Genomic DNA, 13,788 nt, shown 5'->3' with positions numbered 1-13,788 from the left:
CCCGCGGACGCCGCGCCGGGAGACGCCGTCGTTCACGGAGTCGCCCTTCCGCGTCGATAGGATCGCGCCGTTTCACCTCTCCGAGCCCGAGGCACCATGAACATCACCCGAGCCGAGCACCGCCGCCGTGCCTCCCGCCGCCTTCGTCGAAAGCGCGTGATCAGCGCGGTCATCGCCGTCGCCCTGGTCGGAGCCGGCGTCTGCGCCGTCGCCCTGACCCTCGGCCCCGAAGCGCCCCCCGCCACCGAGGACGCCGTCGCGAGCGCGACGCCCTCGGAGACGCCGACGCCGACGCCCACCCCCCTCACCCCCGCCGAGGCCCTGCTGGCCACCTCGACCGATCCGCAGTCGTGCGCGGTGTCGTTCGCGGGAGACGGGATCGCCCTCGATCCGCAGCTGCAGACGCAGGGCGTGCGCTACCAGAACCTTCCGATCCCCCGCGCCGAGGGGCGCGTCTTCGCCGGGTGGTACGACGCGACGGCGGATGCCGCGGCGATGACGCAGACCGCGCGGGTGAACGGCGCCGACCTCGTGACCTGCACCGACCGGCAGCGGACGCTCCACGCGGGATGGACGACCCCCGAGGTGAACACGGCGGAGGCCGCTGGCATCCCGATCCTCATGTATCACCAGTTCACGCGGAACCCGAAGGGCGAGGACAACTGGCTGCGGCTGAACTACGCCTACATCGGCGACTTCGACGCGCAGATGGCGCACATCCAGCAGTCGAACTTCTACCTGCCGACCTGGGATGAGCTGAGCGCCTTCATCGACGGGAAGCTCTACCTGCCGAAGCACTCGGTGATCATCACCGACGACGACGCCGACAGCACCTGGCTCGAGATGGCGGCCCCCATCGTGAACGACCGGAAGCTGCTCACCACCTCGTTCGTGATCACCTCGGCGCGCACCGAGGGCCCGCCCAATCCCTTCGTCCTCCAGCGATCGCACACCCACGACATGCACCGCGCCGGCCCCAACGGCAAGGGGCGGATGGTCAACGACGACGCCGACACGATCGCCGCCGACCTGAACCGGTCGGCGCAGATCCTCGGCGCGAAGGAAGTGGTGGCCTATCCGTTCGGCCACTACAACGACACGACGAAGGAGGGGCTGCGTCGCGCGGGCTTCGAACTCGGTCGCACCATCGAGCACGGGTACGTGCGGCTCGGTACCGATAAGCTCGCACTGCCCGTCATCCGGATGAATTACGGAATGACGGTCGACGATCTCAAGAAAGAGATCGGCTGACCCTCCGAATGCCGGAGAGCACCGCCGGAAACACCCGCGTCACAGGCTGTTTCCTAGGGCCCGCCGAGGCGGGCATCCGTGATCTCCCAGGTAAGTACGCCAGACTTTCAGACCGGGCACGCGTCGGCAGGTCTGCGCTGTTCACTTCTGTACTACCGAGAAAACGCGAGCATCTATGGACCTTTCCGTCATCGTTCCGACCTTCAACGAAGGTCCGAACGTCGCCGAGCTCGTCCGACGAACGACCCACGCGCTGCTCGGTCGCACCATCGAGGTCATCTTCGTCGACGACTCGACCGACGACACCCCCGACGTCATCCGGGCGGTCGCGGCCGCAGCCGACATCCCCGTCCGTCTGATCCACCGCGACAACCCGGTGGGCGGCCTCGGTGGAGCGGTGGTCGAGGGCATCCGCGCGGCGGAGTCCGACTTCTGCGTCGTCATGGACGGCGACCTCCAGCACCCGCCCGAGGTCATCGCCGACATGCTGGCGCGCGTCGAGGTCGGCGACGCCGACGTGGTCGTCGCGTCGCGGTACGTCGCCGGCGGTACCTCCGACGGCCTCGCCAACGCGGTGCGCACTACGGTGTCGCGCGCATCGACGCTGCTGACCAAGGCGATGTTCCCGCGCAAGCTGAACAACTGCACCGACCCGATGACCGGCTTCTTCCTGGTCGACCGTCGCACGCTCGACATCGAGACGCTGCAGCCCCGCGGCTTCAAGATCCTGCTCGAGATCCTCGCGCGCAAGCAGATGCGGGTCGTCGAGGTTCCGTTCTCGTTCGCTCCCCGCTTCGCCGGCGAGTCGAAGGCGTCGTTCAGCCAGGGCATGCGCTTCCTCGTCCAGCTGACCATGCTGCGTTTCGGCCGCATGTCGGCGTTCGCCGTCGTCGGCGGCCTCGGCGCGCTGGCCAACCTCGCGATCATGTGGGCGCTGCAGGCGTTCGGCGTGCAGTACCTGATCGCTGCGGTGATCGCCAGCATCGTGACGATCGTCGCGAACTTCATCGCGCTCGAGTACCTCGTGTTCGCCGACATGCGCGCGGAGTCGGGGCTCATGCGGCACCGCTTCATCAAGTCGTTCACGTTCAACGGCGTCGAGGCGATCATCCGCATCCCCGTGATCTGGGTCCTGGTCAGCCAGGCGCACATGCCGAGCGTCATCGCCGCGGCCCTCACGCTCATCGCCGCCTTCGTGGTGCGCTTCGTCTTCCACGCGCTCGTGGTCTACGCGCCCAAGAAGAGCCGCGTCGGCAAGGCGGTCCGCGCCATCGAGCCCCTCGAAGACGAAGTCACGGCCTGATCCGCCGCGCCGCTCGCCGCCCCGCGGCGTACGCTGGAGGCATGTCCTCCGACGCATCCATCCGTATGTTCGGCGCCGACTGGTGCCGCGATTGCATCCGCACGAAGAAGCAGCTCGACGAGCTCGGCATCGACTACGAGTACATCGACCTCGTGGCCGACCCCGCCGCCGCCGACGTCGCCAAAGAGATCTCCGGACGCACGAGCATCCCCGTGGTCGTCTACCCCGACTCCAGCCACCACGTCGAGCCGTCGAACGCCGACGTCGAAAGCAAGCTCCGCGAGCTGTCGCTGATCTGATCGCGTCGGCGTGACCCTCTCCGCCGCGTGGCCCGTGCGCCGCGCGCTCACCGTCGAGGCGGGAAGCGCGTTGCCCGCGTTCGTCGATCATCACGTGCACCTGCACCTGATCGACTCCGGGTCTCTGGCTCGGCGCGGGATCGCCGCCGTCGTCGACCTCGGCGGTGATCCCGCCGCTCTCGCTCGCCGACCCGAAGGCCTTCCCCGTATCGCGTTCGCCGGGGCCTTCCTCACCGTCCCCGGCGGGTATCCGGACGGCCGCTCCTGGGCGCCACGGTCCGTCGTGCGGTTCGTGACCGATGCCTCACGGCATCCGGGGGTCCACGGCGGAGCCCGGACCGCGGTGGATGAGCAGGCGGATGCCGGAGCCTCGGTCATTAAGGTCGCGCTCCATGCCGACGCAGGGCCCGTGCTCACCGACGCGGCCCTCGCCGCCGTGGTCGCCTCGGCCACCGAGCGGGGTCTCCCCGTCGTCGCCCACGCGCAGGGCCCGGGCCAGGTGGACCGCGCGATCGCGGCCGGCGTCTCGGTGCTCGCGCACACGCCGTTCGACGCTCCCGTCTCGCGGCGAACGCTGGCTCGGGCGGTCGCTTCGGGACAGGCCTGGATCTCGACGCTCGACATCCATCGCGGCGCCGACCGCGAGCGGGCGGTCGCGAATCTGCGCGCGTTCGCCGCGCGGGGCGGGCGCGTGCTCTACGGGACCGATCTGGGCAACGGCTCCCTCCCCCTCGGGGTGAATCGGCGCGAGCTCCTCGCGCTGATCGAGGCAGACGTGCGCGGCGACGCCCTCGTCGCGGCGCTCACCGACCCGTGGCCCCGCACAGCCCCCATCGACGCCGTATCGACCTTCGTCGCCGGCGACACCCCCACCGACGACGACGAGCTCGCGACATGGCTGAGCCACGCGACCGTCGTCCCGACCGAGGAGCTGACCCGTGTCGACTGACCCCTCACCCGACTTCGGCTCCGTGGACCGACTCGAACTCCCCCACCACTCGTTCGAGGCCGAGGCGCAGCGGCTCGACGCCGCCGACGCCCTGGCACCTCACCGCGACGCGTTCGTCGGCACCGACAGCTCGCTGGTCTACTTCGACGGCAACTCGCTGGGCCGACCGCCGCGCGCCACGGCCGACCGCCTCGCACGCTTCGTCACGGAGGAGTGGGGCGGCCGCCTCATCCGCGGGTGGGATGAAGCGTGGATGGAGCTGCCCTTCGTCATCGGCGATCGGATCGGTGCACTGGCGCTGGGCGCGGCATCCGGTCAGACGGTCATCGGCGACTCGACCACCGTGCTGCTGTACAAGATGTTGCGCGCGGCCCTCGACGCGCAGACGGCCCGCGACCCCGAACGCATCGAGATCGTGGTCGGGCGCGACGACTTCCCCACCGATCGCTACCTCGTCGAGGGGATCGCCGCCGAGCGCGGAGCACGCGTGGTCTGGGTCGAGGTCGACACGACACGGGGCGTGGATGCCGACCTGCTCCGCGCCGCGGTCGGACCCCGCACCGCGGTGGTGCTGCTGAGCCACGTCTCGTACCGCTCGGGCTTCCTCGCCGACGGCGCCGAACTCACCGCCGTCGCGCACCGCGCCGGCGCGCTCGTGCTGTGGGACCTCTGCCACTCCGCGGGTTCGGTTCCGGTCGACCTCGACGCGTGGGGCGCCGACCTCGCGGTCGGCTGCACGTACAAGTACCTCAACGGGGGTCCCGGGTCGCCCGCCTTCGCATACGTCGCCGCGCGTCACCACGCCACGCTCACCCAGCCGGTGCAGGGGTGGATGGGCGCCGCCGACGTCTTCTCGATGGGCCCGCAGTACCGGCCCGCCGAGGGCATGCGGCGCTTCCTCTCCGGCACACCGCCGGTGCTGGGCATGATCGCCATGCAGGACACCCTCGACCTGCTCGAGAGCGCCGGCATCGCCGCGGTGCGGGCGAAGTCGATCGCGCTCACCGAGTTCGCGGTGCGGGTGTCCGACGGCATCCTGAGTCCGCTCGGCGTGCGTCTCGCCTCGCCGCGCGACGCGGCCGAACGCGGCGGGCACGTGACGCTCTCGCACCCGGCGATGCGCGCCGTGACCGCTCGCCTGTGGAAGGGCGACGTCATCCCCGACTACCGCGACCCGCACGGGCTGCGCATCGGTCTCTCGCCGCTGTCGACGAGCTTCGCCGAGACGTGGACGGGCATGCGGGCCGTAGCCGAAGCGGTGCGCGCCGAGAGCTGAGGTTCAGCGGGTTGCTGTCTCACTGATCGGGACCGCGGCGCACGGAGGGCTAGCCTCGAAGGATGATCGATCCCCTCCTCCTCGTCCTCGCCGGGGTGGTGGTCGTCGCTCTCGCCACGGTGATCGGGCCGCGCTTCAACGTCGCGGGCCCCCTCGTCCTTCTCGCGATCGGCGCGGGGGTGAGCCTGCTGCCGTTCGTCGCGCCCTTCTCGGTGAACCCGGAGGTCATCCTCGTCGGGGTGCTTCCTCCCCTGCTCTATTCGGCTGCGGTGCAGCTGCCCGCGATCGAGTTCCGCCGCGATTTCGCCCCCATCGCCGGGCTCTCGGTGCTGCTCGTCGTGTTCAGCTCGCTCGTCCTCGGACTCTTCTTCTGGGCCGTCATCCCCGGTCTCGGTCTCGCTCTCGCGATCGCTCTGGGGGCGATCCTCAGTCCCACGGATGCCGTGGCCACCTCGATCGCCAAGCGCCTGGGCATCTCGCCGCGCGTGGTGACGATGCTCGAGGGCGAGAGCCTGCTGAACGACGCCACCGCGCTCGTCCTGCTGCGCACGGCCGTGGCCGCCGTGGCATCCGGTTTCGCCTTCGGCGACGCCCTCGCCGACTTCGCCTGGGCCGTCGTCATCGCGCTCGTACTCGGCGCGACGATTGGGTGGGTGAACCTGCGCGTGCGCGAACGCGTGTCGAACTCCGCCGCGAACACCGCCCTGAGCTTCACGATCCCGTTCCTCGCCTACCTGCCGACCGAGCACCTGGGCGGGTCGGGCCTGGTCGCGGCGGTGGTCGCGGGCATCGTCACGGGCCAGGGAGCCGCGCGGCGGTTCACGCCCGAGCAGCGCATCAGCGACCGCCTCAACTGGCGGACCGTCGAGCTCATCCTCGAGGGCGGCGTCTTCCTCGTCTTCGGTCTCGAGCTGAAGGACATCGTCATCGCCAACCTCAGAGAGCACGAGGGCCTCTGGCACGGCACCTGGCTGGCACTGTCGGCCCTGGGGATCGTGCTGCTCGTGCGCGCGCTCTACGTGACGGGATTGATCGGGCTCCAGGCCCGGCGCAGCCGCCGTCACACCCGGCACCAGGATCGGATCGAGGGGGCGCAACAGCGCCTCGACCGCTTCGAGGAGGCCTACCGCGAGGCACCCGAGCAGTTCGGCGAGCGCGGCGCCGACCCCGCCCGAACCGAGCGCCGCATCGGGTGGATGCGCTCGCGCATCGCACGCACGATGGCGGATCTCGACTACTACCGCGACTCCCCGTTGACCGCGCGCCACGGAACGGTCATCGTGTGGGCCGGTATGCGGGGCGTCGTGACCCTGGCGGCAGCCCAGACGCTTCCGGAGGACACTCCGCAGCGCCCGCTGCTGATCTTCGTCGCCTTCCTGGTGGCGTTGTTCAGCCTGGTGCTGCAGGGGCTGACGCTGTCGGCCGTCGTGCGATCCGTCGGTCTGACCGGCGACGGCGGCGAAGGCCCGTCGCGCGACGAGCAGCGGGCGCTCAATTCGGAGCTGCGGGATGCCGCGAGCGCGGCCGTGCAATCAGGGTCGCTCGCTCGGCGCGACGGCGAACCCTTCCCCGCCGATCTGATCGAGCGGGCCGGCGCACGCCTCGTGCAACCGCCGGACGACGACGACGATGCGACCGCCCGCCGCCACGACCTGCTCGAGCTGCGGCTCGCCTCGATCGAGGTCATGCGGCGACGGCTCGAGGACCTCAGCCGCGACGGGCGCTTCAGCACCGCGGCCCTGCGGCACTCGCTCGCCGAACTCGATGCCGACCAGCTGAGCCTCGAACTGCGCATGGGCGACGGCGAAGAAGGCTGAGGAGGAATACCGCGATCCCGAGAGCGGTTTCTATTCACGCGCATGCGGTCACCGCGAGAGCCGTGGTGACTCGACGGCGGGAGAGAAGTACCCCATGAGCAGGTTCGCCCAGAAAGTCGCCCTCGTCACCGGCGGAGGAAGCGGAATCGGAGCCGCGATCGCGCGGGAGCTCGGCCGAGAAGGCGCGTCGGTGGTCGTCACCGACATCAACCTCGAGGCCGCGGAGCGCGTCGCTCAGGAGATCACCGTCGCGGGCGGCACCGCCGCCGCCTTTGCCCAGAACACCGCGATCTGGCAGGACTCCCGGTCGGCCGTCGACTTCGCGAAGAGCACCTACGGCGGGCTGCACCTGGCCGTGAACAACGCCGGTATCGGCGCCGCACCGCAGAACATCGGCGACTACGACATCGAGGCCTGGGACCGCGTGCGCGCCGTCGACCTCGACGGCGTCTTCTACGGCCTGAAGTTCCAGCTCCCCGCGATCGTCGCCTCCGGAGGAGGGGCGATCGTCAACATGGCATCCGTGCTGGGTTCCGTGGGCATCGCGCAGAACGCCGCGTACGTCGCGAGCAAGCACGCGCTCGTGGGCCTGACCAAGGTCGCCGCCCTCGAGTACACCGCCCAGGGCGTCCGCACGAACGCCGTCGGCCCCGGTTTCATCGACACCCCTCTGGTGCGTTCTAGCCTGTCGCCCGAGGCGCTGACCCACCTCGAGCGCGAGCACGCGACCGGCCGGCTCGGCACCGATGCCGAAGTCGCCGCGCTCACGCTATTCCTGCTGAGCGACGCGGCCTCGTTCATCTCGGGTAGCTACCACCTCGTCGACGGCGGCTACTCCGCCCACTGAGTCGACCGCGTTCGGGGCCCGTCGCGCGCGTCGCGGCGGGCCCTCGGTGTGTGCCCGTCGCATACGTCGCGGCGCGCCCTCCGTGTGCCCTCGGGCCCATGTCCCACGTGGTGCGGCCTGGAGGGCGGTGGGCTGCACGTCTTGGGACATACCCCCAACCAAGGGCGGGTGCGCGTCGCGGGTCAGCCGCGAGAGGCGAGCGATGTCCCACTTCGTGCTGCCCGGAGGGCGGCGGGCCGCACAATCAGGGACATGCCCCGCGGCCCAAAAAGAGTGCACGTCGCGGGACGGCCCCGACCGGTGAGCCATGTCCCACTTCGTGCTGCCCGGAGGGCAACAGGCTGCACGAAGTGGGACATGCGGCGACGGGAACGGGGCAGTGCGCCTGGGAGCGAGAGGCGGGGTGTTTCGCAGGGTCGTGCGGCACAATGGAGGCGGAGGTTTCCATGAGCGATCCGATCCCGACGATGTCGTCATCTGCGGATGCCGCCGGGACCAGCCCCGTGCCGCTCGCGCACGCGGCGGCCGAGTGCCCGAAGTGCTTCACCGAGCTGCAGAGCGACCGTGACTGGTGGCGTGCGCGCCCCGCGGGTTCCCGCCTGGTCGGACTGGTGGTCTCTCGCCCCGACATGGAGACCGTCAAGCAGCAGCGCGACGACCTCACGCGTTTCGGTGTACCGATCGAGGGCTTCCGCCACCCCGCGCCCGAGACGCTCGAGGGCTGGGCGAACCGGCTCGACCGTTTCTTCGGCACGCTGACCCGCGGCGATGTGCTCGTGGTCGCGAGCGTTCACGCGCTCGGACTGACACGAGAAGACGAAACCCGCGCGGTCGCCGACCTGCGTCGACGCGGCGTCATGGTCAAGGTCCTGTCGCACGGCGACCGGCACCTGCACGACGCGTCGCTTCCCACGCACGGGTAGGTGCGACGCGCCGCCGGGCGACCTCCTCGCAGCGTGGCCCTTACCTGTCCACGCTGACACCGCGCCGCGTGCAGAACCACCGCCCCGGCGCAGCCGATCCTTCGCCCTGAAGCCGGCGGTCGCCCGCCTGTCAGCCGTTCGCGCGGCTCAGCGACCGACGTAGTGCGCCAGATGCTGCCCCGTCAGCGTCGAACCCGCCGCGACCAGGTCGGACGGGGTTCCCTCGAAGACGACGGTGCCGCCGTCTCGGCCCGCACCCGGCCCGAGGTCGATGATCCAATCGGCGTGCGCCATCACCGCCTGGTGGTGTTCGATGACCACGACGGTGTTGCCGGCATCCACCAGCTGATCCAGCAGGCGCAGCAGGGTGTCGACATCGGCGAGGTGAAGACCGGTCGTCGGCTCGTCGAGAACGTAGACGGCGCCGGCTTTGGCCATGGAGATCGCGAGCTTGAGCCGCTGCCGCTCTCCGCCCGACAGGGTGCTCAGCGACTGCCCCAGCGTGAGGTAGCCGAGCCCGACGTCGCGCAGGCGCCCGAGCACGGCGACCGCGGGACCCTTCGTGAGGAACTCGCCCGCTTCTGCGACCGACATCGCCAGGACCTCGGCGATGTTCTTCCCGTCGAGCGTGTACGCGAGGACGTCGTCGGAGAAGCCGGTGCCCGTGCAGAGTTCGCACACCGTCTCGACCGTCGACTGGAACCCGAGCTGCGTCACGATCACGCCGAGCCCCCGGCAGGCGGGACAGGCGCCCTCGCTGTTCGCGCTGAAGAGAGCGGGCTTCACGCCGTTCGCCTTCGCGAAGGCCGCACGAACTGCATCGAGGATGCCGGTGTAGGTCGCCGGGCTGCTCCGGCGCGACCCCTTGATGGCGGTCTGATCGACGACCACGACCTCGTCGAACGCCGGCAGATTGCCGTGGATGAGCGACGACTTGCCGGACCCGGCGACCCCGGTCACCACCGTCAGCACGCCGCGCGGAACATCGACGTCAACGGCGCGCAGGTTGTGCTGCGATGCCCCGCGGATCTGCATGGCCCCCGTCGCCGTGCGCACGGTGTCCTTCAGCCGCGCCCGGTGGTCGAGGAAGCGTCCCGTGAGCGTGTCCGAGGATCGCAGGCCCGCCACATCGCCCTCGAACTGGACCGTGCCGCCATCGCGCCCCGCACGCGGGCCGAGGTCGACCACGTGGTCGGCGATCTCGATCACCTCGGGCTTGTGCTCGACGACCAGCACCGTGTTGCCCTTGTCGCGCAGCTGCAGCAGGGTCTCGTTCATGCGCTGGATGTCATGCGGGTGCAGCCCCGCGGTCGGCTCGTCGAAGACGTAGGTGATGTCGCTGAGGCTCGAGCCGAGGTGGCGGATCATCTTCGTGCGCTGCGCTTCTCCGCCCGACAGTGTGCCGCTCGCGCGATCGAGGGACAGATAGCCCAGGCCGATGTGGACGAAGGCGTCGAGCGTCTCGCGCAGTCCCTGGATGAGAGGGGCGACCGTCGGATCGTCGACCGTGCGCACCCAGGCAGCGAGGTCGGTGATCTGCATGGCCGCGGCATCCGCGATGTTGACGTCGCCGATGCGCGACGAACGCGCTCCGTCGTTCAGGCGCGTGCCCCCGCATGCCGGGCAGGCGATGAAGGTGACGGCGCGGTCGACGAAGGCGCGGACATGCGGCTGGAGCGCGTCGCGGTCTTTCTGCAGCATGCTCTTGGTGACCTTCGGGACCAGACCCTCGTACGTCATGTTGGTGTTCGCGATGCGAACCTTCGTCTGCTCCTTGTAGAGGAAGTCCTGGCGCTCCTGTTCGGTGAACTCCCCCACCGGCTTGTCGGCGTCGACGAACCCCGACTCGCTGTAGACGCGCACCATCCACCCATCGGCGGTGTAGCCCGGCACGAGGATCGCCCCGGCGTTGAGTGAGAGCCTCGGATCGACGAGCTGGTCGAGGTCGATGTCGCTGACCTGGCCGAGCCCCTCGCATTCGGGACACATGCCGCCGGTGATCTCGAACGACCGGCGCTCTCTCTGGCCCTTCCTCGCGCCGGTGGCGATGGTGACGGCCCCCGCTCCCGAGATGGACGGCACATTGAACGAGAACGCCTGGGACGAACCGACGTGCGGCTGGCCGATCCGGCTGAAGAGCACCCGCAGCATGGCGTGCACATCGGTGGCGGTGCCGACGGTGGAGCGGGCGTTGGCCGCCATGCGCTCCTGGTCGACGCGGATGGTGGCACTGAGGTTCTCCAGCGCGTCGACGTCGGGACGCGACAGCTCACCCATGAACTGCTGCACGAAGGTGGGGTAGGTCTCGTTGATCAGACGCTGCGATTCCGCCGCGATCGTCCCGAAGACGAGGGACGATTTACCCGACCCGCTGACCCCCGTGAACACCGTCAAGCGACGCTTCGGAACGTCGAGGTCGACGTTCTTGAGGTTGTTCTCTCGTGCGCCGCGCACACGGATGACGTCGTGGGTGTCGGGACCGTTCATGCGCTGCTCCTCGGGTCGTCCCCCAGTGTGGCGGAGACATCCGACATCCGCGAGGCTCACGCCGCCGCCCGACCACACCGGGCCTTCAGGCGGAGTCCGGGTCGACGCGCCGGGCCCACGGCATCCCGAATTGGCGCGCCGCCGCCGCACTCCGCACGAGTGCGCGCGACCGGGCCAAGTGCGCGACCGCGCCGCAGACGCGACGGTGCCCCCGTGGACGGATCCACGGGGGCACCGGAGAAGAAGCGATCAGCCCTGGGCGCGACGGTTCGTTCGGGGGTTGCGTGCTCCCACGACCATCCCGGTCGTCGGGGTTCCGGAGGCCGAGCGACCTGCGCCCTGCGAACGCGAGGCGCCCGCACCGGCACGCTGTCCGCCCCCGGCACCCGCACCGCGACCGGCGCCGGAACGCTGGCCCTGGCCACGACCGCCCTGGGGCGCGTGACCACCCGCGGCAGGGGCCTCGGCGGACTGACCGCCGGCACCACGGCCACGGCGACGGCGTCCGCCCCCGGCCGACGCGGCGTCTCCGCCCTGCGCGCGCTCCGCGCGCTTGCGCTGAGCGTTTGCGCCTTGCGAGCGGCCCCCGCCCTGCGGCTGCGCGACGATCGGCTCGGGCTTGACGTACGGGGCGACCTCGCCGACGAGGGCGACGACCTCGGGAGAGGTCGGGGTCACCGCGGTGGGCGTGGCCGAGATCTTGGCCTTGCGGAGGATGTCGAGGGTGTCGCGACGCTGCTCGGGAAGCATGATCGTGACCACATCACCGGCGGTGCCGGCGCGAGCGGTACGACCCGAGCGGTGCAGGTACGCCTTGTGCTCGACGGGCGGGTCGACGTGGACGACCAGCTCGACGCCGTCGACGTGCACGCCGCGGGCGGCGACGTCGGTGGCGACGAGGACCTTGGCGCGACCGTCACCGAAGGCGGCGAGGTTGCGGTCGCGCTGCGGCTGCGACAGGTTGCCGTGGAGGTCGACCGAGGGGATGCCGGCGGCGGTGAGCGCCTTGGCGAGCTTCTTGGCCTGGTGCTTCGTGCGCATGAAGAGGATGCGGCGCGCGGTGCCCGAGGCGAGCGTCTGCACGAGCTCCTTCTTCGCGTCGGCGTCGGCGGGGGCGAAGACGTGGTGCGTCATGGCCGCGACGTGCGAGTGCGCCTCGTCGACCGAGTGCAGCACCTCGTTGCGCAGGAAGCGCTTCACCAGCTTGTCGACGCCGTTGTCGAGCGTCGCCGAGAACAGCAGACGCTGTCCGTCGGCCGGAGTGCGCGACAGCAGGCGCGTGACGCCCGGCAGGAAGCCGAGGTCGGCCATGTGGTCGGCCTCGTCGAGCACGGTGATCTCGACGTCGTCGAGGCTCGCGTGGCCCTGACCGATGAGGTCTTCGAGGCGACCGGGGCACGCGACGAGGATGTCGACACCGCCGTGGAACGCGTCGACCTGACGCTTCTGGTTCACGCCGCCGTAGACGGTGGTGGTGACCAGGCCGTACGCGGCCGCGAGGGGCTTGATGACCTCGTCGATCTGGTTGGCGAGCTCACGGGTGGGTGCGAGGACCAGGGCGCGGGGCTTGCGGCCGCGGCGACGGTCGTTCTTGCCGGCGAGACGCGCGACGAGGGGCAGCGAGAAGGCGAGGGTCTTGCCCGAGCCGGTCTTGCCGCGGCCGAGCACGTCGCGCCCGGCGAGGGTGTCGGGCAGGGTGTCGGCCTGGATGGGGAACGCGTCGTTCTTGCCCTGCGAGGCGAGAACGTCGACGAGGGGGGCGGGCACGCCGAGGTCGGCGAAAGTCTGGGACGTCATGAATACTCCAGCCGCGGCGCGGGCGCACACGGCGATTCGGGATGCCGCGATGCTGCGGCTGCAAGGGCGAAGGCGCCGGGTGGCGCATCCGTTCGCCGTGAAGGTCAAAGGCCCGATGAGAAGGGGCCGGTGCGTTCGACGACGCTGGGAGCGAAGGCTCCGCGGTCCAGTCTACCCGGGCGACGCCACTCGCAGCACATCCGCCCCGCGCTGGGGCTCAGACGACAGCGGCGCGCCAGCACCCGGCGACGTGGTCGTCGACCATTCCCGAGGACTGCATGAGCGCGTACATGGTGGTGGGACCGACGAACCGGAAGCCGCGGCGACGCAGCTCTTTGCTCATCGCGGTGGAGTCCGGCGTCACGGCGGGGACGTCGGCGAATGTCGCGGGCGGAGCGTGCTCCGCAGGTGCGAAAGACCACAGGAGGGCGTCGAGCTCGCCCTCGCCCATCTCGGCGACCAGTCCGGCGTTGCCGATCACGGCCTCGATCTTGGCGCGATTGCGTACGATGCCGGCATCCTGCATCAAGCGCTCGACATCGACGGGCCCGAAGGCGGCCACCGCATCGGGCTCGAAATCGAGGAACACCTCGCGAAAGCGCGGGCGCTTGCGCAGGATCGTGATCCAGGCGAGACCCGCTTGGAAGCCCTCGAGGCTCATCTTCTCGAACAGCCGGCGGTCACCGTGCAGCGCAGTACCCCACTCCTCGTCGTGGTAGCGCTGATACTCGGCGTCCGCACCGGCCCACGCGCAGCGAGGAGTGCCGTCGTCACCGATCAGAAGGTCGCTCATGCATCCAGGCTAGAGCGGAGCTCCGACATCTGCGGTGGCACGTCGA

At 70.3% G+C, this 13,788-nt stretch carries 11 protein-coding genes; 8 read left to right on the top strand and 3 right to left on the bottom strand.

Annotation, left to right across the window (positions count from 1 at the left end; all coding sequences use genetic code 11):
* The first annotated feature begins 96 nt into the window (after window positions 1-96).
* The 8 genes from J2X55_RS04340 to J2X55_RS04305 all read left to right on the top strand — a co-directional run bounded on the left by J2X55_RS04340 (window position 97) and on the right by J2X55_RS04305 (window position 8,665).
* Window positions 97-1,251 carry a polysaccharide deacetylase family protein gene (locus J2X55_RS04340; protein WP_309822053.1) on the top strand — a complete coding sequence of 385 codons (1,155 nt, stop codon included), beginning with the start codon at window positions 97-99 and terminating at the stop codon, window positions 1,249-1,251.
* Between the two features lie 175 nt (window positions 1,252-1,426).
* Window positions 1,427-2,554 (top strand): glycosyltransferase family 2 protein, encoded by a 1,128-nt coding sequence (locus J2X55_RS04335; protein WP_115916017.1) that lies wholly within the window; start codon window positions 1,427-1,429, stop codon window positions 2,552-2,554.
* 41 nt (window positions 2,555-2,595) lie between these two features.
* A complete protein-coding gene (locus tag J2X55_RS04330; RefSeq protein WP_076673447.1) occupies window positions 2,596-2,853 on the top strand; it encodes a glutaredoxin domain-containing protein in 258 nt (85 codons plus the stop codon).
* A gap of 10 nt (window positions 2,854-2,863) precedes the next feature.
* On the top strand, window positions 2,864-3,802 hold the full coding sequence (locus J2X55_RS04325) for a hypothetical protein (RefSeq protein ID WP_309822050.1): 939 nt from the start codon (window positions 2,864-2,866) through the stop codon (window positions 3,800-3,802).
* Between the two features lie 22 nt (window positions 3,803-3,824).
* A complete protein-coding gene (locus J2X55_RS04320; protein WP_396653253.1) occupies window positions 3,825-5,078 on the top strand; it encodes a kynureninase in 1,254 nt (417 codons plus the stop codon).
* Between the two features lie 62 nt (window positions 5,079-5,140).
* Window positions 5,141-6,895: a sodium:proton antiporter gene (locus J2X55_RS04315; protein ID WP_309822048.1), complete on the top strand. Its 1,755-nt coding sequence runs from the start codon at window positions 5,141-5,143 to the stop codon at window positions 6,893-6,895.
* A gap of 94 nt (window positions 6,896-6,989) precedes the next feature.
* The gene (locus J2X55_RS04310) at window positions 6,990-7,742 is read left to right on the top strand and encodes an SDR family oxidoreductase (protein WP_309822047.1); all 753 of its coding nucleotides are present in this window, start codon (window positions 6,990-6,992) and stop codon (window positions 7,740-7,742) included.
* A gap of 446 nt (window positions 7,743-8,188) precedes the next feature.
* Window positions 8,189-8,665: a dehydrogenase gene (locus J2X55_RS04305; protein ID WP_115916022.1), complete on the top strand. Its 477-nt coding sequence runs from the start codon at window positions 8,189-8,191 to the stop codon at window positions 8,663-8,665.
* A gap of 147 nt (window positions 8,666-8,812) precedes the next feature.
* Here the strand turns inward: J2X55_RS04305 and J2X55_RS04300 are convergent, their stop codons facing one another.
* The 3 genes from J2X55_RS04300 to J2X55_RS04290 form a co-directional block, all read right to left on the bottom strand.
* The gene (locus J2X55_RS04300) at window positions 8,813-11,152 is read right to left on the bottom strand and encodes an excinuclease ABC subunit UvrA (RefSeq protein ID WP_309822044.1); all 2,340 of its coding nucleotides are present in this window, start codon (window positions 11,150-11,152) and stop codon (window positions 8,813-8,815) included.
* 249 nt (window positions 11,153-11,401) lie between these two features.
* Complete coding sequence (locus J2X55_RS04295; protein ID WP_309822043.1) at window positions 11,402-12,949, bottom strand: DEAD/DEAH box helicase; 1,548 nt, start codon at window positions 12,947-12,949, stop codon at window positions 11,402-11,404.
* 217 nt (window positions 12,950-13,166) lie between these two features.
* Window positions 13,167-13,742 carry a DNA-3-methyladenine glycosylase I gene (locus tag J2X55_RS04290; protein ID WP_115916025.1) on the bottom strand — a complete coding sequence of 192 codons (576 nt, stop codon included), beginning with the start codon at window positions 13,740-13,742 and terminating at the stop codon, window positions 13,167-13,169.
* Window positions 13,743-13,788 lie beyond the last annotated feature (46 nt).

This window comes from Microbacterium sp. 1154, assembly GCF_031455375.1.
Classification (GTDB): Bacteria; Actinomycetota; Actinomycetes; order Actinomycetales; family Microbacteriaceae; genus Microbacterium.
Note: the sequence above shows the minus strand (reverse complement) of the source record. Positions and strands in the feature narration are given on the sequence as shown.

Bases quoted from the DNA above. Each gene is read 5' to 3' on its own strand.
- J2X55_RS04310 (WP_309822047.1), top strand. From the start codon at position 6,990: ATGAGCAGGTTCGCCCAGAAAGTCGCCCTCGTCACCGGCGGAGGAAGC.
- J2X55_RS04330 (WP_076673447.1), top strand. From the start codon at position 2,596: ATGTCCTCCGACGCATCCATCCGTATGTTCGGCGCCGACTGGTGCCGC.
- J2X55_RS04340 (WP_309822053.1), top strand. From the start codon at position 97: ATGAACATCACCCGAGCCGAGCACCGCCGCCGTGCCTCCCGCCGCCTT.
- J2X55_RS04290 (WP_115916025.1), bottom strand. From the start codon at position 13,742: ATGAGCGACCTTCTGATCGGTGACGACGGCACTCCTCGCTGCGCGTGG.
- J2X55_RS04315 (WP_309822048.1), top strand. From the start codon at position 5,141: ATGATCGATCCCCTCCTCCTCGTCCTCGCCGGGGTGGTGGTCGTCGCT.
- J2X55_RS04335 (WP_115916017.1), top strand. From the start codon at position 1,427: ATGGACCTTTCCGTCATCGTTCCGACCTTCAACGAAGGTCCGAACGTC.
- J2X55_RS04300 (WP_309822044.1), bottom strand. From the start codon at position 11,152: ATGAACGGTCCCGACACCCACGACGTCATCCGTGTGCGCGGCGCACGA.
- J2X55_RS04305 (WP_115916022.1), top strand. From the start codon at position 8,189: ATGAGCGATCCGATCCCGACGATGTCGTCATCTGCGGATGCCGCCGGG.
- J2X55_RS04295 (WP_309822043.1), bottom strand. From the start codon at position 12,949: ATGACGTCCCAGACTTTCGCCGACCTCGGCGTGCCCGCCCCCCTCGTC.